The following is a 20,019-nucleotide window of genomic DNA, read 5'->3' on the forward strand; positions in this document are numbered from 1 at the left end:
CGATGCCGGGTGAATGCGTGGATGGCGGCCATTTCAGGGCCAACGGCATACGGCAGCACTACCTGCGCTGCAAAGGCCCGGGCGTCCCGGTGGTGGTCGTGCCGGGCATCGTCAGCCCGGCGGCTTTGTGGACGCATGTCGCCCAGGCCTTGGCGGCCGACGGGTACGACGCCTGGGTGCTGGATGTGCGCGGCCGCGGGCTGAGCGAGCAGGGGCCGCAGTTGGACTATGGCTTGGATGCGTGCACGGCCGACTTGGAGGCCTTCCTGGCGGCGGCCGGCCTGGCTGCCCCGGCGATCGTGGGACATTCGATGGGGGCTCGCATCGGCGCGCGCCTGGCGGCCCGCTCGGCAGCCGTTGGGTCGCTGGTCATGCTGGACCCGCCCGCCAGCGCGCCGGGTGGGCGGCCGTATCCCGTTCCGGCCGCGCGCACGCTCGCCATGCTGGAGGCAGCGCGGCGCGGTGAAGGCGACGCCTATCTGCGCCAGCCCGGCATTGCGATGTGGCCGGAGCCCTTGCTGCGGCAGCGCGCCCAATGGATGGCAAGCTGCGACCCGCGCGTGATCGAAGCGGCCTACCGTGATTTCCATGAGCAGGACATCTACGAGGATGTGGCGCGCGCGCACTGCGAGGTGACGCTCGTCGTGGCAACGGCCAGCGGCGTGATCAACCAGGAAGAGTTGTCCAGGTTTCAACAGAGCCAGCCCAGGCTGCGGGTCTTGCGCGCCGAGGGGGCCGCGCATCAGTTGCAGGCTGAAAACACGGACTTGTGCCTGCGCGTATTGCGGCAGGCTCTACCAAAAGGAGTGCGACACGCATCATGACGACGTCAGCAGCAGTGGATTTTGACTTGGTGGAGTTGTTCCTGGAGGAACTGCGACTATGCAAGGTGGGCGAGGGCGAGCAGGTGGCCATCCTGAACGCGGGTACGGAGTGGTCCGATTACGTGCAGGCTCTGCTCAAGGCGGCGGAACGGTTGGGCGCGCAGGCCTTCAATGTGAACGTCCAGCGCGATCAGACTCTGAAAACAGGCACGCAGGGCCGCCATCCGTTCGCCGGCAGGGGTTTGCTGCTGGACATGCTCAAGCGCTGCGATATGGTCATCGACCTGGTCGGCCTGCTGTTCTCGCGCGAACAGTTGGATATGCAAGCGGCGGGCGTGCGCGTATTGCGCATCATGGAACCGCCCCATGTGCTTCGCGCCATGCGTCCCACGCGCGAACTGGCCCAGCGGGTCGAGCGGGGACGCGAGATCCTGATGCAGGCCAAGCGCCTGCACATCACATCGCGGTTCGGCACCGACCTCACGTACGCGCTGGGCCAGTATCCGGTCATGTCGGAATATGGCTATACCGACGAGCCCGGGCGCTGGGATCATTTCCCTTCGGGCTTCGTGTTCACCCAGGGCAATGACGGGCAGGTCGATGGAACCGTCGTGCTGCGCCAGGGGGATATCCTGGCGGCCTTCAAAAGGTACTTGCAGACTGACGTGGTGCTCACGGTGGAGCGCGGCTACGTCACGAAAGTAGAGGGTTCCGGCATGGATGCGGACCTGCTGCGCACTTACGTGGCCGGGTTCAATGACCCGCGAGCCTACGCCATTTCGCATATAGGCTGGGGCATGAACGATGCGGCGCGCTGGTACCACTTCGAAGCGACCCGCCAACTGCACACCGAGCACGTGATGAATGCGCTCTCGTTCTATGGCAACGTGCTCTTCTCGCTGGGGCCCAACGTGGAGCTGGGCGGCGACAACGATACTGCATGCCACATGGACATCCCCATGCGCGGTTGCAGCCTGACCCTGGACGGCATGGAAATCGTCCGAGACGGCGACGTGGTACACCCAGAACTCAGCGTGGCGCGCGCCGTCAATCCGCCGGCATTTTGACAGTAAGCAGGCGGATGGCCGGCCACGGCTCGCCGCTGGTGGGCCAGCAGATCGCTGCCCGTGTGCCACACCAGCGGGAGGTCGAGCCCGCTGTCCTCTTACGCTGTCTCGTCGGCCCGTAGCGGTTGCACCCATTCGGGCTTGCCGGACCAGCCCCAGGCGAGCGAACTGCGCGATACGCCCAGCAGAATGCCGTTCAGCGCGGATGGATGGATCCACAGGCCGTCGCGTTCCACCGGCGTCGTGGTGCGGCGCGTCCAGCGGCAGCCGTGCTTGTCCAGACGGGCGATGATATCGGCCAGATCGTCCGTCTCGACATAGCACATGTAAAGAGCATCGCCATGCCGGGCGGTGTATCGACCCATGGGGTACGCGGTGTCATGCGCTTCCGACAGTTCGATCCGGTCCAGGCGGTCCGCGTCGAACTTCAGAAGCGCGCCTTCGTACCCGAAGCGGGCAAAGACGATACCGACTTCGTTTTCGCGATCGAGCCCGAATGCGTCTGCATAATGCTGGGCGACCGTGCCCCAGCTCGTCTTGAGCACCATCGTGAGTTCATATAGATACTCGACCGGGCCGTTTGCGCGCGGGCGGGGCGGTTGCGGGCTTGCGCTCACCGCCAGGGGCAGGCCGTAGAGCGATGTGCTCTCCGGATAGATTCGGTCGTCCGCCGCAACATACGGAACGCCGCGTTCGTCGAGGTGCTTTGCAAACGAGGTCAGGTCGTCGGTGGTGACGCCGCCGCAAACCAGCCCTTCTCCTTTTTCCTGCAGACGGGTTGCGATCGGGCCAGGCCCCAGTGGCTGGCAAAGCTCGACTTCGCTTGCACCAAGCGCGATGCGTCGCACCTTTGCATTGAGATAACGGCTTTCGAAATCTTCGATGGGGGTCGCACCCAGGATATTCCGGTAGTTCTGTTCGGCTTGGTCAAGATCCTGCACGGCCACCAGGATCCGGTCTACGTTCTTGAACATGTTCTGCTCCTGGAAAGAATTCAGACTTTTCCTGTCTGCTTGATGGAATCCTGCGTGGCGTTGGTGGCCAGGCATTTTGCAAACATCAGGACTTCATTATCAAACGCCTTTTGAAGATCCGGCTGATGCCAGCCTGACAGCATTTCCTTGGTTGCCCTCAGGGAGTTCTGCGGAATCTTTGCCAGGGCTTGCGCCGTTTCGCGCGCCTTTTCCAGCGTCTTTCCGCTGTCGGTGAGTTCCGTGATGTAGCCGGCATCATGCGCTTCCTGTCCGTCGAAGAAGCGGCAGGTCATCAGCCAGTCGCGGGCTTTCCTGCGGCCCACGATCTGTTCCAGCAGCAAGGACGACCCGCCTTCGGGGCATAGGCCGAGCGCCGCAAACGGCAGACGGCACCTTGTGCTGGCCGTGGCATAGACGAAATCGCAGTGCTGCAGCAGGGTCGTGCCGATGCCGATGGCAAACCCTTCGACGGCGGCGATCACGGGCGGCTTCGCTCGGCTCAGCGATCGCAGGAACCGCACCGCCGGCGAGTCGCCCGGCTCGCGCTTTTGCTGGAAGTCCTTGAGATCGGCTCCCGCCGTGAAAACGCCCCCGGCGCCATACAGAATGATCGCGACGCATGAGTCGTTGTCGCCATACTCATCGAACAATTCCGTCAAGCGGTCGTACATGGCGCGATTCAGCGCGTTCTTGCTTTCCGGACGGTTGATGCAGATTTCGAGGATGCCGTCGTTGAACGTAGCGTCTATCATGAGTATTCCCGATGGTTGTGTCATAGAGAGAGCCGAAGCCGTCCTCGCCCGGTGGTCCGAGGCATGGACGCCGCTCACTCGCTGTCAGTCGCGGCCGATGGGTCGGCGGCATGCAGCGCACCGCTGGCCAGCGCCGCCGCAGTCGCTTCTTCGTCGTATTGGGCGATTTCTGTCAGGACACGCAGCGTGTCCTGCCCGCGGACCGGAGCCGCTTTCGCCGGGGCGCCCGTGGCGCCGTCGAAAGAGATGGGCGAGCGCACATTGGGCACCCAGCCCAAGGTTGGATGCTCGATGCGCTCGACCAGCTCGGCCGCCTGGGTTTCCTGGCTCAGCAGGGCGGATTTCAGATCCCTGACTTCCCCCGCCGGGACTTTCGCACGCTCCAGCAAGAGTTTGAGCTGTTGCCATGAGAATCGCGAGAACTCCTGCTTCAGCACGGCGAACAGTTGGTCTCGATTCTTCAACCGGCCCTGGGCTGACTGGTAGCACGGCGCATCCGCGACATCCTGGCGCGACAGCACATTCGTCATCAGCCGCTTGAAGATTTCGCTGCTGCCGCAGTGCAGGAAAAAGCTCGCATCACGACACTCGAACACGCCCGTCGGGCAGCTATCGGCACTGGTATTGCCTTGCCGCGACACGGACTTTGCGCTGCACAGTGTCTGCATGGTGGCATAGCCGGCCATCATCAATGCGCTGCCATATAGCGATACTTCGACGCGGCGCCCCTTGCCGCTGAGGTTGCGCTCGTAGAGGGCGCTGAGTATCCCATTGGACGCCAGCAGGGCGGTCCCGATGTCCATGACCGACGAACCGGTCCGCACGCCAGGCCTGTCCGGATAGCCGTTCATGGAAACAAAGCCGCTTTCCGCCTGGACGACGGAATCGAATCCCGGGCGGTTCGCCATGTCGCCGCGGCTGCCGTATGCAGAGATGGAGCAATAAACGAGAGCCGGCTGTTCCGCAGACATGCTGGCGTAACCCAGGCCAAGACGATCCATGACGCCCGTTGCGAAGTTTTCGATCAGCACATCGGCGCGTCGAACCAGGTGGCTTATCAGCTTGCGTCCTTCCGGGTGCTTCAGGTCGATCTCGATCCCGAGCTTGTTTCTGTTGGCCCAAAGATACGCGGCCCCTTCCTCGGGATTGGCCTCATCATGGGGCGGATAAGCCCTGAAACGGTCTCCGCCCGGCCCTTCGATCTTGACCACGGTGGCCCCGAGATCGGCCAGCAACATGCTGGCCAGCGGCCCGGCGATGTAATGCGTGAAGTCGAGGACGAGCAGCCCCGTCAGCGGCGCATTGGTGGATCGAGTTCCCGCATGCACGGGCAGCGTCTTGATGAATGTGTGATCGAACATGGCCATTGATTCTTCTGAAAGCGGGGCGTTCGCCCTCCGCTGATGGCCTTCGCCCGGCAATCGGCAAGCCTTGATGCGCGGGCTCGGCAGCAGAGATTCCAAGTGGGCTAGTTGACGACGATATTTGCCTTCTTGATGACCGTTTGCCAGCGATCCATCTCCTGCTGGATGAACGTCGCGAAATCCTGGGGGTTGCTTTCCGGGATCTCGGCAGTCAAGGAAATGATGCGCTGGCGTACCGCTTCGTCATGCAGCACTTGATCCACGGCTTTGTACAACTTGTCGACGACGGGCTGGGGCGTGTTGGCCGGCGCAAACAGCCCAGACCAGCCGGTCACGACGAAATCGTCCAGCCCGGCCTCCTTGAGCGTGGGCACATCGGGCAGGGCGGGCAGCCGGTTCTCGGTGGTGACCGCGAGGGCGCGCACGCTTCCGGCCTGGACCTGGGAGATGGAAGCCGGCAGGTTGTCGAACATCAACTGCATCTGGCCGCCCATCAGGTCGATCAGCGCGGGCCCGCTGCCTTTATAGGAGACGTGGGTCAGCGGTATGCCCGTGCTGATGGCGAACATCTCACCGGTGAGGTGGGGCGATGTCGAGGTGCCCGGCGAGGCATAGAACAGGGGTTCGCCCTGGTAGGCCAGCAAGTCTTCGATGCTTTGGAACGGCGAATTGGCGGGTACGAGGATCACATTGGGAATGCCAATGAGATTGCGGATGGGCACGAGATCCTTGACCGGGTCGTACGGCATCTTGTCGAGCAGGAAGGGGCTCGTGGCGATGGGGCCGATGTTGCCCGTGACCAGCGTGTAACCGTCGGGTTTCTGGCGCGCGACGTAGTCCGTGCCTACCACACCGCCGGCGCCGCCTCTGTTTTCCACGACGACGGTCTGGCCGAGGATCTTGCCCAGCTCGACGGCAATGATGCGGCCGACCACGTCTGTCGTTCCACCCGGGGCATAGGGAATGACCAGCGCAATGGGCGCTGCCGGATAGTCATTGCTGGCGATCGCCGCCGAGCCGTGCGCCCCGATCAACGCGGCACATCCCATCTTGATGACGCTCTTCAGCACACCTCGCATCGGTGAATTCATGTCTGGCTGTCTCCAAAAACGAATGCTTATGTTATGATTGTGCTCATCTAGTGAACATATTGACCATTAAGTGAGCACGATGAAGGTTAATCGATCCATCCAGCGCTGTCTACTGCTGCTGCAGAGCTTTCGCGGGATCCCTCATCCCACCGTCGGCGACCTGACGAAGCGCACGGCGTTGCCACGGGCGACGGTCTTGCGCTTTCTCATGACGCTGGAAGAAGAGGGCTACGTAGCGCGCCACGAGAACCGCTGGCGCCTGGCGGCCAAGACGCTGGAAATCGGTTTTGCCGCCTTGGAGGGTCTGGGCGTGACCGATGTGGTGCAGTCCATCGTTCAGTCGCTGGCGGACGATTTTTCAGGCACCGCCAACATCGGGGAACAGGGCGATAACGGCGTGTTGATCATCGGACGTGCCCTGGCACCGTCCGAGCGCCGTCGGCTCCACGTTGCCAACCTGCGGGTCGGCAGCATTCTTCCCGAAGATAGTGCGTTGTTTCAGGCGCTGCAGATGCAAGCGAACGAAGACTATGCAACCCGCATTTATCCGCAGGTGGATCAGATCTCCATTGCCGTGCGCATTCCCAACCTCGCTTCCAGGACGCTGTCGCTGGGCATATCGACCGATTTGAACGAATTGAAGAGCGAGGAGCGCAAGAAGGAAGCCGTCAGCGCATTGCATGCGCAGGCCGAGCGGGTAGGAAAGATTATCGACATGGGGCCGGTCTGATTCATTCCCGCTGCTGTGTGGGTCAACCGGCGTTCACGATGTGCTGCGCAGCGGATCAAGCTTGCGCAGGCTTTTTTTTGGGGGAGGTTATGACATGACACTGGATAACGAATCTTTCGCTTTGCTGCGCGCTGCCGTTCAACGGTTCATCGAACAGCGCCTGGTGCCTGCTGAAAATCGCGTCGAAGAAAACGACGAGGTTCCGGCGGAAATTGTCGAGGAGATGAAAGAACTCGGCATGTTCGGTCTCTCGATTCCCGAGGAATATGGTGGCATCGGCTTGTCCATGGCGCAGGAAAGCGAAGTCATCTATGACATGGGCCATACATCCTTTGCCTTCCGTTCGGTGTTCGGCACGAATGTCGGCATTGGTTCGCAGGGCGTCCTGATGGACGGAACCGAGGAGCAGAAACGCTACTGGCTGCCGAAATTCGCCTCAGGCGAAATTACGGTGTCGTTCGCGCTGACGGAGCCGGGCACCGGGTCGGATGCCGCGTCGCTCAAGACGCGTGCGGTGAAGGACGGGGACAAGTACATCATCAACGGCACCAAGCGTTTCATCACCAACGGAAACCGGGCGGGCGCATTCACGCTCATGGCCCGGACCGGAGGCGAAGGAGCGCGCGGCATCAGCGCTTTCATCGTTCCCGCCGACTCGCCGGGCCTATCCGTCGGCAAGCATGACAAAAAAATGGGCCAGCGTGGCACCCGGACGTCCGACGTGATCCTGGACGACGTGCCCGTCAGCGCGGAGAACATCATCGGCGGCGAACCGGGCAAAGGGTTCTACACCGCCATGAAAGTCCTGGATCGCGGCCGCTTGCATATTGCCGCGCAGGCTTGCGGCATGGCCGACCGCCTGATCCGCGACGCCGTCAACTATGCCAAGGAACGCAAGCAGTTCGGCCAGCCCATTGCTCAATTCCAGCTCATTCAGGGCATGCTGGCCGACAGCCAGGCCGAGCTTTATGCTGCAAAGTCCATGCTGCAAGAGGCCTCGCGCTTGTATGACGCCAACCCCGTGGGGCAGCGCAACGACGAGCTCAGCATGGCCGCAGCGTGCACCAAGATGTTCTGCACCGAAATGGTAGGCAGGGTCGCCGACCGGGCGGTTCAGATCCACGGGGGCGCGGGGTATATCAGCGAGTACAAGGTCGAACGCTTCTATCGCGACGTGCGTCTGCTGCGTCTGTACGAAGGCACCACCCAGATCCAGCAGGTGATCATCGCCAAGCATCTGATCGCGCGCGACGGCCAGTCCATGTTCTGACCAATCTGCCGCCGGGTACCCGCCGTGTCTGCGCCGCCGTGCCTAGGCGGGTATTTCAAGGCAGCGGCGGCGGGTGCGAGCGGGCGCAGCGGAGAGCTCCCGAGGCTGATCCTCAGTAAGCCATTTCCAGGATCTCCAGCACATCCTGCGCAGTGGAGATCTTCCTGGGATTGCTGCAAACCAGCGAGTCTTCCATCGTCTTGCGTGCGATCTCCGTCAGTTCGGCGCGGGGTACGCCGATGTCCCGCAGCCGGGTCGGCAGCCGCAGCCCGCTCACCAGGTCCTCTATGGCGTCGCCGGCGTCCACTCCCTTCCGGCCGAGCGCGGCGCTGATGACGGCTTGGCGTTCATGGTTCACCGGCCGGTTCCACCGCATGACCGAAGCCAGAACGGTGCACGAGGTGAGTCCGTGCGGCACGGATGCGTGCGGGCCGAGCATGTGTCCGATGGCGTGGCTGGCGCCGTTGCGCACGCCCGACATGCCGCCGGCGATCGAGAGCCACGCCGCCAACTGGCAGGTCAGGCGCGCCGGCAGATCTTTGGGATCGGCCGCGACGCGCGGCAGTGCGTGCGCCAGCATGCGCAGCGCTTCCTTGGACATCGCATCCGAAAACGGCTGGGCCGCGAGCGAGGCGATTTTTTCCGCCGCATGATCGACCGCCTTGATCCCGCTGGCCAGGAACACCGGCAAAGGCACGCCCAGCGTCAGCCGTGGGTCGTAAAGTACTGCCCGGGGAATCAGCAGAGGGTGGCCGACCACCCGTTTCATCCCGACGGCCGGATCCGTCACGCCGGCGAACCACGTGAACTCGGCGGCGGACAAGGTGGTCGGCACGGCGATGCTCCGGATCCAGTCGACGTTCTCCGCGGGGCGATGGCTCGGATCGAATTGCGCGAGATGGGCATAGGCTTCGAAGCCGGACATGTCGCCGATGCCCTGCGCCAGGCAGAGCGAGATGAGCTTGGTCGCGTCGATCGCCGAGCCGCCGCCCAGCGTGACCATCAACTGCGCGCCGGCCTCGCGGGCGGCGGCCACGCCCGCGAGCACGGACTCGATGGGGACGTGCGGGGGAATGTCGGAGAAGAACCCGCAGAATCGACTGCCCAGAACCGCCTTCAACTGGTCGAACGACGCGCTGGGGACGATTTCGGGCGCGGTGACGACGAATATGCGGCTCGCGCCGTCCCTGGCTGTTTCATTGGCCAGCATTTCGCCGAACGAAGCGCCGTACCGCACCCGTTCAGTTCCATAGAAGCGGTGTACCGTCTCGGTCGTCGCCGAAGGCGTCGACGCCTGCTCTTTCATCGCGAATCCCATATCTCCTCCAGTCCCCCCAGAAACCGGCTCGCTACGGCGGCAACCGGCAGGCATGCATGCCATGCACCCGCCCAGGCCGACCGCACTGCCGGGCCTATGGCCCTATGGCCGGTCATTGTCGATCCGGCCCGGTGCATGCGCCAGCCTGGAATTTCGATATGTGAAATCACGCGGCCGCTAGGCATGCCAGACGCCCTGGATATCGTTCTTCAGCTTCAATAGAAGATCGCCGTTTCTGCGGATCGACTCGGCGAGATGCTCGGTGGAGTGAAAACTGATCGACAGCGAGTAGATCCTGCCATCCCGCCTGAGCAGCGGGGTGCCGACCGCGGTCATCCCGGGTTGCCAGTGGGCGACGCAATAGCCGTGCTCGCCGATATGGCGCACCGCATCCTTGATCTGGCGATTGATGTCGCGCCACTTGCGTCCGTACTTCGGCTCGATCTGGCGCAGCACGGCGCTCCTCTGCGTGGGGCTGAGGGCGGCAAGATAAGCGCGTCCGCCCGAGGTCGATTCCATCGGGAACCTGGAGCCCGACGCGGCCCGCCGGAAAACGCCCCGGCGGCTTTCGCGCAGGGACTCCAGGTAGACCATTTCCAACTGGTTGGGCAGTGCCAGCCCGACATTCACGCCCTCGCGCGTGGCCAGTTCCTGCATCAGCTTGAAGACGCTCTCCAGCGCCTCCTCGGTCTGGCGGAATGCATGGGCAAGGCTCAGGAACATGGGCGACAGCCTGTACCCCTGCGCCGCGATGTCGTAGTCCAGGAACCCGTGCTCGACCAGAGAGTGCGTCAACCGGCTGACCGTCGGGCGGGGAAGGGCGGTGCGGTCCGCCAGGTCCGCGTTGCCGAGCAGGACGATGCCGGGGCGAAAGGCGAGCAGGATCTGTAGACCGCGTTCGAGCGCGCGGCTGCCGGACGTGTCCCGGATAAAGGTGCCGCTTTCGCGGGTCGCGCTGCGCGACGAGCGCACCGGAGGAACAGGGCTGGCGGACATATGGAATTTCACTTGTCGAAATTTACGTCTGGTACGGAAGGCATGCAGACCCAATAATTTCCGTGGAGCCCTGGCCGTGGCGCCGTTCGGGCCGGTGCGGCTCTTCGGGCAACAACCCACCAGAACAAAACATGGAGACATACATGCCTGGAAAGTCATTATCGGCAATGACCGCCGCTTTGGCGACGACTCTGACCCTTGCCGCCGGCGGCGCGCTCGCCGACGACTATCCCTCGAAACCGATCCGATTCGTCATTCCCTTCGGCCCCGGCAGCGGCACCGATACGAGCGCCCGGTACTATGCGCAGAAGGTCTCCGAACTGGCCGGCGTGCCGGTGGTCGTGGACAATCGGCCGGGCGGCAACGGCTTCATTGCCGTGCGCGCCGTCCTGGACGCGCCCGCCGACGGGTACACCCTATTCATCGGCAGCAATTCCACGCTGGCCACCAACACTGCGCTCTTCAGGCAACTGCCCTACGATCCCATCAAGGATTTCAAGCCCATCGCGCTGCTGCTCAAGACGCCCGGGGTCTTGTCGGTTCCCGCCGATTCCGGGTTCAAGACCGTGCAGGATTTGGTGGAGCATGCCAAGCGCAATCCCGGAAAGCTGAACTTTGCCGCGGGCTCCGCCGGATATCAGTTGATGGGCGAATACTTCAGCCAGATCAACGGAATCCAGGCCAGCCACATTCCCTTCAAGGGCGCGGGAGAGGCCGTGACCGCCGTCGCGTCCGGCACCGTCGACTACGCATTCGCGGAAGTCACCTCGTCGCAGGCCTTGGTCCAATCGGGAAAGATCCGCGCGCTGGTGGTCGCCGATGAGGGCCGGGCTGCTTCGCTGCCCGACGTGCCCAGCGCCGATGAAGCGGGCATGCCGGATTTCAAGGTCTACACGTGGGCAGCGGCCATGGTCAATGCGAATACCCCCGAGGACGTCGTCAGGACAATCGAAGGCTATTTCCATGATGTCGCCCGCCTGCCGGAGACCGAGGTCTTCTTCGAGCAGTTCGGCCAGAAGCCGCAATTAGGCAGCGCCAGGGACCTGGGAGACTTCAACGTGCAGGAAATCGAATTGTGGAACCGGATCGTCAACCTCGCCAACATCGAGAAACAATAGTGACACAGCACGGCGCCCTGAGCGGCATCAAGGTACTCGACCTTTCACGGGTGCTCGCAGGCCCCTGGGCGGCGCAGACGCTGGGCGATCTGGGCGCGGAGGTCGTCAAGGTCGAGAAGCCGGGAGCGGGCGACGACACCCGGTCCTGGGGACCGCCTTTCCTGCGTTCGACGCACGACGGTTCGCCGTTGGACGCGGCATATTACGTTTGTGCCAACCGCAACAAGAAGTCCGTCGCCATTGACATCGCCACCCCGCAAGGGCAGCGCCTGGTCAGGGAACTGGCCCCGAATTTCGATGTGCTGATCGAGAACTACAAGGTCGGTGGCTTGAAGAAGTACGGGCTCGACTACGATGCGATCAGGCAGCTCCATCCGCGGATCGTCTACTGCTCGATTACCGGATTCGGCCAGAACGGCCCGTATTCGCACCGGGCCGGATACGACTTCCTCATCCAGGGCATGGGCGGGATGATGAGCGTCACGGGCCGGCCGGACGACGAGCCGGGAGGCGGGCCGATGAAGGTCGGGGTGGCGCTGACGGACATACTGACGGGCCTGTACGCATCCACGGCGATTCTGGCGGCGCTCAGGGCCAGGGACGTCCACGGCGTGGGTCAGCACATCGATCTGTCGCTGCTCGACGTGCAGATCGCCTGCCTGGCCAACCAGGCGACGAATTTCCTCTATTCGGGCGAAGTGCCGCAGCGCATGGGCAATGCCCATCCCAATGCCGTGCCCTATCAGGATTTCCGGACCAAGGACGGTTTCATCATTCTTGCCATCGGCAACGACAGCCAGTTCAGAAGATTCTGCGATGCGGCTGGCCTGGGCTGCCTGGCCGACGACGAGAGATTCGCCAGGAACACGGCAAGAATCGGCAACCGGGACGCGCTGGTCGCCCTGATCTCGCGCAGGGTTGGCGAGCAGACCACCAAGCACTGGGTCGACCTGCTGCACGACAAGGCCGTGCCCTGCGGCCCGATCAGGAATATCAAGGAGGTTTTCGAGGATGAGCACGTGGCCGCCAGAAACGTGATCAGCAGACTCGAGCATCCGCTGGCCGGGCGGATACCGGTGGTCTCGAACCCTATCCGGCTTTCGGAAACGCCGGTTGCCCATGCGGGCTCGCCGCCGACGCTCGGACAGCATACGGAAAGTGTTCTGACGGATTACCTCGGCCTGGATGGCCGGCGCATCCAGGAACTGCGCGCCCAGGGAGTGCTGGGATGACGATTCTCGAATCCCTGCGGCTGGCGCAGATCCCGCCTGCCGACGAGGCGCTGCGGGCCGAGGTGCGGCGCTTTCTGCTCGAGGAGACGGCCGCCATGCCGGCCCACCTCAGGGCCCGCTCCTGGGGCGGCTACGACACCGAATTCAGCCGCAAGGTGGCCGCCCGGGGCTGGATCGGCATGACGCTGCCCAGGGAGTACGGTGGCGCCGGGCGCAGCGCCTTCAGCCGCTACGTGCTGGTCGAGGAGTTCCTGAACGTCGGCGCGCCCGTGGGCGCGCACTGGATCGCGGACCGGCAGAGCGCGCCTCTGCTCCTCAAGTATGGAACAGAAGAGCAGAAGCGCTTCTACCTTCCCAAGGTCTGCCGGGGCGAGGCGTTCTTCTGCATCGGCATGAGCGAGCCGAACGCCGGCTCGGACCTGGCCGGCGTGAAGACGCGCGCGGTGGCCAACGAACGAGGGTATGTGCTTCAGGGGCAGAAGATCTGGACCACCAACGCGCATCATTGCCAGTACATGATCGCCCTGGTGCGCACCTCGGGCACCACGGCGGACCGGCATCGCGGCCTGTCCCAGGTCGTCGTCGATCTGTCCCTGCCTGGGGTCACTGTGCGTCCGATCCAGGATCTGTCGGGGGACAGCCATTTCTGCGAAGTCTTTTTCGACGACGTGCAACTGGGCCCGGACGCGCTGGTGGGACAGGAAGGGCAGGGCTGGGAGCAGGTCACAGCGGAACTGGCGCTCGAACGCAGTGGCCCCGAGCGGCTGTTCTCCAGCCTCGTCCTGTTCGATCAATGGCTGGCCTGGATACGCACGCCGCAAGGCAGGTCGTCCTCGTCGCAACGGCTGGCGGGCAAAGTGCTGACACAATTAGCGCCCTTGCGCGCCATGTCGGTCGCCATCCAGCACAGGCTCGCAAGCGGCGAGAGCCCCGCGGTGCAGGCCGCGCTGGTCAAGGAGTTGGGCACAACATTGGAACAATTCATCCCCGCGGCCATCGCGGACGACGTATTTTCACGTGCGCACCAGGACCCGCCGGCCGGGCTGCTGCTGACGCTCGAATACATGACCGAAGTCGCGCCGACGTTCTCTCTGCGCGGCGGCACGCGCGACATCCTGCGGGGGATGATCGCGCGCGGCCTCGGGCTGCGCTGACCGCAGGTGGACGGAGTGGGATCGATGGACATGGATGACGACTTGCTGGGCGACGCCGCGCGTCAGTTGCTGTACGAACAATGCACGCCTGCAGTGGTGCGCTCGATCGAGAGCGGAGACCGGCAACAGGCGGGCCGCCTGTGGCGCCTGATCGAGGACAGTGGCTTTGCGCACGCCATGGTGCCCGAGGTACACGGCGGCTCGGAGTTGGGCCTGAGGCAGGTGGCCGGGCTGCTGTATCAGTGCGGCGCGCATGCCTTGCCGCTGCCGCTGGGCGACACGCTGATCGGCAGGGCGCTGCTGGCGCAGGCCGGCGCCGCCAGGCCCGCCGGCCCCTTGGCGCTGGCCGAGGGCGAGCGGCTCGATGACGGCAGCGTGCGTGCCGTGGTGCACGGTGGCTGGGCCGCTGACTGCGCGCTGGTATGCGCCGCCGGCGTCTGGCACGTATTACCGCTGGATTGCGCGCAGCGTCGGCCGCACCTGTTCGTGCTGGACTGCGTGGCGCACTGGGACGCGGGCCGGCTGGACGATGCGCCGGCGCTACCGGTCGGCCTGCCGGCGGGCCTGGACCTGCGCACGCTGCAGGCCAACATGCTGGCGGCCCAGATGGCCGGCGCATTGGGAGCGGCCTTCGAACTCACCCTGCGCTACGCCAACGAGCGGCAGCAGTTCGGCCGGCCCATCGGAAAATTCCAGGCGATCCAGCATCAGTTGGCGGTCATGAGCCAGCACGTCTTCGCCGCCCACATCGCGTCACGGCTCGGCTGCGCCTCGGACGCCGCGTTCCCGCACCGCCTGCCGGCGGCTACCGCCAAGGCGCGGTGCAGCCAGGCAGCGCTGGAAGTCGCGCAAGCGGCGCACGCCATTCACGGCGCCATCGGCGTCACCGAAGCCTACGACCTGCAGTTGTTCACCCGGCGCCTGCACGCCTGGCGGCTCGCGTTTGGCAGCGAGTCGTATTGGCACACGGTAGCCGGAGAGGCGCTGCTGGAGCACGGGGGCATGAGCCTGGACCTGGTGCGCGCGATAACCGACGCCGTGCCGGCGGCAGCAGGGGCCGAGCCGACGGGCCCGGCCTGCGGCTCCATGTAGGCAACCCGGCAAACCGCACGCGTGTGAGTCACTCCCACCCGAAGGCGGGTGTCCCCAGGTGGGGGCGCCTGGCGGTGGGGTGGGCTTGCCTCGCCGGCCCTCGCCATGAGCGGGCAGGCTTTTTCGGTCCATGATCATGCGCCCGGCCAGGCTGGTACTGCCGGGCCGATGGCCGCTCCTTGTCGAACCGTCCCCGCACCTGCGCAGGATGCGAACCCGCTATTTGCGTGGCTTTCTCCGTGTCCTGGCGCCGCTTCGTACACCGCAATGCCCTCGCCTTCGATGGTGCGACTGCAGCCAAAAATTTTGGCTATTTTATAATATTATGGCTTTCGGTAGGAAGGAGGGCATTGTTTGCGCGCTATGAATGCGTGAACAGATGCCATTTTTCGCGGGATTTTTACGTGTTTTGGCGAGTATTTTTGCCTAGAAATGCCGAACCATATCAACAGCAAGGCTGAGGACAAAAGGTTTGACTACTTTATAAAAAATGAATAGGATGCTGAAAACGACGTAGGCGACCGGCTTCGAGCTGCCTGCGGGATTGAGGGCGCGAAGCCTTTGGCACGACCGACTTGCGAAGAGGATGCAGACTATGAGCGAACAGCGGCAAATGCACTTGGGAGTACTTCTCCTGGCTGCGGGGAACGTCGTCTCAGGGTGGCGGTTGCCCGAGGCCCAGGCCGGATCGCAGAACTTTCCGCTCGTTCAGGACGTCGCGAGGACCGCCGAGCGCGGCAAGCTGGATTTCGTGTTCTTCGCCGACGCGGTGAACACGTTTCCCGGAATGCACCCGTCGATGGTCCTGCGTCTGGAGCCGCTGACGCTCTTGGGCGCGCTCACGCAGTGCACGAGCCATATCGGTCTCGCGGCGACGGCTTCGACGACCTATACCGAGCCCTACAACCTGGCCCGGATGCTGGCGTCCCTCGACCATTTGAGCGGCGGGCGCGTCGCCTGGAACGTCGTGAGCGGAGCCTTCGCGGAGGCCGCCGCCAATTTCGGCACGGCCAAGCACCCGCCCCATGAAGAACGCTACGCGATCGCGGAAGAGTTCGTCCAGGTCGCCAAGGGCCTCTGGGACAGTTGGGAGGAAGACGCCTTGGTCATGGACAAGGCGAGCGGCAAATACGTGGATGCGGACAAGGTCCATGTCCTCGGCCACGAGGGGAAGTTCTTCCAGGTCAAGGGACCGCTCAACATCACCCGTCCTCCGCAGGGCTATCCCGTGCTGCTGCAGGCCGGTGCATCCGATACGGGCTGTCATTTCGCGGCGTCGGTCGCGGACGTGGTCTTCACGGTTCAGCAGAGCAAGGATGCGGCCATCGCCTTCGCGCGGCGGCTCTACGACCTGGCGCGGGGCTATGGCCGCGATCCGTCGCATCTCAAGGTCATGCCCGGTATCTGCCCGATCGTCGGCTCGACCGAGGCCGAGGCGAAGGCAAAGCTCGCCGAACTCGGGGCGCTGGTCGATCCGGTCTACGCGATGAAGGTCCTCTCCGAGCGCATGGGACATGACATGTCCGTATTCCCGCTCGATGGTCCGGTGCCGACGCTTCCACCTTCGAGCATCATGCAGGGGCATGCCATCACCCTGGCCGAGACCGCAGCGAGGCAGAATATGACCGTGCGGGAGCTGCGCGATTTTGTCGGAATGAGCATGGGGCACAAGCTCGTGTGCGGTTCGCCGGAGCAGGTCGCGGATGAACTCGAGGAGTGGTTCAGGGACGGCGCCGGAGACGGCTTCAATCTCCTGCCACCCTATTTCCCCGGCGGGCTGGAGAATTTCGTCGATCACGTCGTGCCGGTTCTGCAGCGGCGCGGCCTGTTCCGGACCGAATATACCGGGCGCACGCTGCGCGAGCATCTCGGGATTCCGCGGCCCGAGCACCCGGCCGCCAGAAAAGCCGGCAACGCCCTGCCTGAGCCCGCCTGACGTCGATTGCGGCGGCTATCTTGAATGACATCGAAATCCATGCAACCCAATGCAACAAACGGCACGAGCTACGGGCGTGGCTGCCATCGGCCGCCTCCGGGCTCGTCACTGAGGTGGACTTGTGCGTCTGTCGCCAAGCTGCCAGTTCGGGATAGGACATGAATCTAGCTCTAGCGCGCAACGAAGGTATGGCCCCAGGCGCTGGTGCGCGTGGCGACTTCATGCTCATCGAGGGAATCACGAAGACGTTCGAGACCGCCTCCGGGGATACCGTGCAGGCACTGCGCAGAGTCGATCTGGCGATCGCGGACGGGCAGTTCGCCTCCGTGATCGGTTCGTCCGGATGCGGCAAGACGACGTTGATGCGGATCATCGCCGGTCTGGAGCTCGACTATGGCGGGCGCGTGACGATAGGCGGCCGCGCTCATTCCGGTCCGAGCCGCGATATCGGTATCGTCTTCCAGGAAGCGAACCTGCTGCCCTGGAGAACGATTCTGGACAACGTGATGCTGCCTGCGGAGGTGCTCAAGCTGGAGCGCAAGGCTGCCCTGGAGCGGGCCAGGTGGCTCATAAGCCTGGTCGGGCTGAGCGGGTTCGAGGGGAGATATCCCTCGGAGCTGTCCGGGGGCATGCGCCAGCGCGCCGCCATCGCGCGCGCCCTCGTGCACGATCCGGCCGTGCTGCTGATGGACGAGCCGTTCGGCGCTCTCGACGCGCTGACGCGCGAGACGATGAACCTGGAGCTGCTGAAGATCTGGGCCGCCGCGAAGAAGACCGTTTTCATGATCACCCATTCCATCAGCGAAGCGGTATTCATGAGCGACCGCGTCATCGTGATGACGCCTCGTCCCGGTCGGGTGGTCGACGACGTCACCATCGATCTGCCGAGGCCGCGGACCCTGGACCTCATGAGCGAGCGGCAGTTCGGTGAATACACGCGCAAGCTCAGGCGGCGTTTGAACGAAGCCTAGGCCAGGCGATATTTCCGTTTCGCGATAGGAGTAGCTGAAATGACCACCGTAATGACGGCCGCGGATGCTGGGAGCAAGAGCCGGCCATCCGCCAAGCCGCGCAAGAAAGGGCTCGACCGGCACGCGAGGCTGATCTCGTTCGTCGGCTTCCTCGTCCTGATCGCATTCTGGGAGGCGAGCGTCCGGCTCTTCTCGGTGCCCGAGTACATCCTGCCGCCGCCGTCCCTGGTCGCCGTCTCGCTCTATCGCGGGATCGCGTCGGGGACCCTCATCTACAATTTCGGCTACACGGCGTTTCAGACGCTCATGGGCTTCATGATTGCGGCGGTCGTGGGGGTACTGATCGGCACGCTGGTGACCCAGTTCAAGATCCTCGATCTCGTCGTCTATCCCTGGGTCGTCTCGATCCAGACGCTGCCGAAGGTCGCCATAGCGCCGCTGATCATCGTCTGGGCCGGCTACGGCATCCAGTCGAAGATCATCATCGTGATGCTGTCCTCGCTGTTCCCGATCCTGGTCAACACCATCGTCGGGATGCGCTCTTGCGATCAGGGCAAGCTCGACTTGATGCGTTCGCTCCAGGCGACGCGCTGGGAGACCTTCCGGAAGGTTCAACTGCCCAGTGCACTTCCGTTCATTTTCGCGGGTCTGAACGTTTCGATCATCTTCGCGATCCTCGGATCGATCGTCGGTGAATTCGTCGGCTCGCGCGCCGGCCTCGGCAATTTGATTCTCGAGGCCAACGTTCAGTTCAACGTCGCTCTCATTTTCGCAATCCTCGTCATTCTCGGGCTCTTCGGACTGACGTTGAGCACGATCATGCGGGCCATCCAGCGGCGTGTCCTGTTCTGGCATTCGGCCTCCTAGCACGTGCGGAGCCAGCCAGTTTGCGCCACGACCTTACTTGGGCGCCGACAAGAGAAGGCGTCCTCAACAAGAAGGAGTGGAATCATGTTTGGAAAGTTGAAATGCTCGACAGCGGTATTCCTGGCTGCCGGCGGCCTGATGCTAGCTCATGTCGCCAACGCCGCGGACAAGGTGGTCTATGCGTTGACGACCTCCAACATCTCGGTGGGTAATGCTGCCCAGTCCTCGATCCCCGTCGGGATGGAATACTGGAAGAACGAGGGGCTCGACGTCGGCGTTATCGGCCTTGCCGGCACCATGCTTGGTGTTCAGCAGATTGCAACGGGAGCGGTGCAGTTCGCAACGGCCGGGCCGGAGGCTGTGCTGATCGCCCGGCAGAAGGGTCTGCCGATCGTCGCGGTCTATGTGATGTCGACGCCCATCTACGAAACCGTCGTCACGGACGACAACATCAAGAGCTTCAAGGACCTGAAGGGAGCGACGATCGGTCTGCCCGAAATGGCTTCCGGTTCGCTGCCCTATGCGCGCTCGGCCGTGAAGGATGCCGGTCTCGACCCGGACAAGGACGTGAAGTTCATCTCGGTGGGCCTGGGTTCGTCTGCCGCCAATGCGATCCGTCAGAAGGAAATCGCGGCCTGGTCGGTGTGGGATACGGGTGTCGCGGCGTTGGAGAACAGCGGATTCAAGTTCACCAAGATCGATCCGCCTTGGCTTTCCAAGATGCCGGGCAACGTGATCATCACGCACGAGGACATGGTCAAGAACCACCCCGACGTCGTCGTGAAATTCCTTCGCGGGCTCGCCAAGGCAACGGTCTTCTCGCTCGCCAATCCGGAAGCGACGGTCCGCAACCACTGGGAAATGTATCCTGCCACGAAGCCGCAAGAGATGACCCCCCAGACCTTTGCGGACTCGCTCCACATCTACGAGTCGCGTGCCTCGCGCATGGTGAAGGCGCCGGGTCGCAAATGGGGTGAGAACGTCGATGCCGAGTGGGGCAACATCCTGCTCTATTCCGTCGAGTCGCTGGGCGATGCCGACACGATGCGCGCATCCTACACCAACCAATTCATCGACGAGGTCAACGACTTCGACGAGGAGGCGGTTATCGCCGAGGCCAAGGCGTCGAAGTGGTGACCGGCGCCTGAGCGCTCGATCGCGCGGCACCCCTGGACTTGCGAGCCCGACGGCTCGGGGGGTGCCAACCGAAAAGCCGTTTCCGGCGATCGACCGCTGCATACTCGCCTGTGAGGATGAGGTTTG

General features: G+C 63.7%; 18 protein-coding genes. 12 read left to right on the forward strand and 6 right to left on the reverse strand.

All coding sequences use genetic code 11. From position 1 onward, the window contains the following. The first annotated feature begins 2 nt into the window (after positions 1-2). Positions 3-824, forward strand: a complete 822-nt coding sequence (locus FOZ76_RS08195) for an alpha/beta fold hydrolase (RefSeq protein WP_143947660.1) — start codon at positions 3-5, stop codon at positions 822-824. Continuing rightward, a complete protein-coding gene (locus FOZ76_RS08200; protein WP_143947661.1) occupies positions 821-1,891 on the forward strand; it encodes a 2,5-dihydroxypyridine 5,6-dioxygenase NicX family protein in 1,071 nt (356 codons plus the stop codon). Before FOZ76_RS08195 ends, FOZ76_RS08200 begins: the two co-directional genes overlap by 4 nt. Positions 1,892-1,989: 98 nt before the next feature. Here the strand turns inward: FOZ76_RS08200 and FOZ76_RS08205 are convergent, their stop codons facing one another. From FOZ76_RS08205 to FOZ76_RS08220, 4 genes are all read right to left on the reverse strand, one after another. Beyond that, positions 1,990-2,865, reverse strand: a complete 876-nt coding sequence (locus FOZ76_RS08205) for a VOC family protein (protein ID WP_170235344.1) — start codon at positions 2,863-2,865, stop codon at positions 1,990-1,992. A gap of 20 nt (positions 2,866-2,885) precedes the next feature. Next, positions 2,886-3,617, reverse strand: coding sequence for an enoyl-CoA hydratase/isomerase family protein (locus tag FOZ76_RS08210; protein WP_170235345.1), 732 nt, complete (start codon positions 3,615-3,617; stop codon positions 2,886-2,888). A gap of 74 nt (positions 3,618-3,691) precedes the next feature. Continuing rightward, entirely contained in the window at positions 3,692-4,984 is a 1,293-nt protein-coding gene (locus FOZ76_RS08215) for a CaiB/BaiF CoA transferase family protein (protein ID WP_246129352.1), read from the reverse strand. A 101-nt stretch (positions 4,985-5,085) separates the two neighbouring features. Then, entirely contained in the window at positions 5,086-6,072 is a 987-nt protein-coding gene (locus FOZ76_RS08220; RefSeq protein WP_143947664.1) for a Bug family tripartite tricarboxylate transporter substrate binding protein, read from the reverse strand. Between the two features lie 79 nt (positions 6,073-6,151). Between FOZ76_RS08220 and FOZ76_RS08225 the strand changes: the two genes are divergently transcribed. Together FOZ76_RS08225 and FOZ76_RS08230 are read left to right on the forward strand one after the other, a co-directional pair. Continuing rightward, positions 6,152-6,802 (forward strand): helix-turn-helix domain-containing protein, encoded by a 651-nt coding sequence (locus tag FOZ76_RS08225; RefSeq protein ID WP_246129361.1) that lies wholly within the window; start codon positions 6,152-6,154, stop codon positions 6,800-6,802. Positions 6,803-6,896: 94 nt separating this feature from the next. Next, positions 6,897-8,072 carry an acyl-CoA dehydrogenase family protein gene (locus FOZ76_RS08230; RefSeq protein ID WP_143947666.1) on the forward strand — a complete coding sequence of 392 codons (1,176 nt, stop codon included), beginning with the start codon at positions 6,897-6,899 and terminating at the stop codon, positions 8,070-8,072. 112 nt (positions 8,073-8,184) lie between these two features. Here the strand turns inward: FOZ76_RS08230 and FOZ76_RS08235 are convergent, their stop codons facing one another. Next, positions 8,185-9,390, reverse strand: a complete 1,206-nt coding sequence (locus tag FOZ76_RS08235; RefSeq protein WP_170235346.1) for an iron-containing alcohol dehydrogenase — start codon at positions 9,388-9,390, stop codon at positions 8,185-8,187. Between the two features lie 177 nt (positions 9,391-9,567). Then, entirely contained in the window at positions 9,568-10,386 is an 819-nt protein-coding gene (locus FOZ76_RS08240; RefSeq protein WP_170235347.1) for an IclR family transcriptional regulator, read from the reverse strand. Positions 10,387-10,517: 131 nt separating this feature from the next. Between FOZ76_RS08240 and FOZ76_RS08245 the strand changes: the two genes are divergently transcribed. From FOZ76_RS08245 to FOZ76_RS08280, 8 genes are all read left to right on the forward strand, one after another. Continuing rightward, the gene (locus tag FOZ76_RS08245) at positions 10,518-11,504 is read left to right on the forward strand and encodes a Bug family tripartite tricarboxylate transporter substrate binding protein (RefSeq protein ID WP_246129354.1); all 987 of its coding nucleotides are present in this window, start codon (positions 10,518-10,520) and stop codon (positions 11,502-11,504) included. Then, positions 11,504-12,736: a CaiB/BaiF CoA transferase family protein gene (locus tag FOZ76_RS08250; protein WP_143947709.1), complete on the forward strand. Its 1,233-nt coding sequence runs from the start codon at positions 11,504-11,506 to the stop codon at positions 12,734-12,736. Before FOZ76_RS08245 ends, FOZ76_RS08250 begins: the two co-directional genes overlap by 1 nt. Further along, entirely contained in the window at positions 12,733-13,890 is a 1,158-nt protein-coding gene (locus FOZ76_RS08255; RefSeq protein WP_143947669.1) for an acyl-CoA dehydrogenase family protein, read from the forward strand. The genes FOZ76_RS08250 and FOZ76_RS08255 overlap by 4 nt, the downstream gene beginning before the upstream one ends. A 30-nt stretch (positions 13,891-13,920) precedes the next feature. After that, the gene (locus FOZ76_RS08260; RefSeq protein ID WP_143947670.1) at positions 13,921-14,982 is read left to right on the forward strand and encodes an acyl-CoA dehydrogenase family protein; all 1,062 of its coding nucleotides are present in this window, start codon (positions 13,921-13,923) and stop codon (positions 14,980-14,982) included. Between the two features lie 595 nt (positions 14,983-15,577). Continuing rightward, positions 15,578-16,918, forward strand: a complete 1,341-nt coding sequence (locus FOZ76_RS08265; protein WP_143947671.1) for an LLM class flavin-dependent oxidoreductase — start codon at positions 15,578-15,580, stop codon at positions 16,916-16,918. 221 nt (positions 16,919-17,139) lie between these two features. Beyond that, positions 17,140-17,889: an ABC transporter ATP-binding protein gene (locus FOZ76_RS08270; RefSeq protein WP_143947672.1), complete on the forward strand. Its 750-nt coding sequence runs from the start codon at positions 17,140-17,142 to the stop codon at positions 17,887-17,889. Positions 17,890-17,928: 39 nt separating this feature from the next. Next, complete coding sequence (locus FOZ76_RS08275; RefSeq protein ID WP_143947673.1) at positions 17,929-18,756, forward strand: ABC transporter permease; 828 nt, start codon at positions 17,929-17,931, stop codon at positions 18,754-18,756. 84 nt (positions 18,757-18,840) lie between these two features. Next, entirely contained in the window at positions 18,841-19,893 is a 1,053-nt protein-coding gene (locus FOZ76_RS08280; protein WP_143947674.1) for an ABC transporter substrate-binding protein, read from the forward strand. Positions 19,894-20,019: the final 126 nt, after the last annotated feature.

The organism is Verticiella sediminum (assembly GCF_007558815.1).
Lineage (GTDB): Bacteria > Pseudomonadota > Gammaproteobacteria > Burkholderiales > Burkholderiaceae_B > Verticiella > Verticiella sediminum.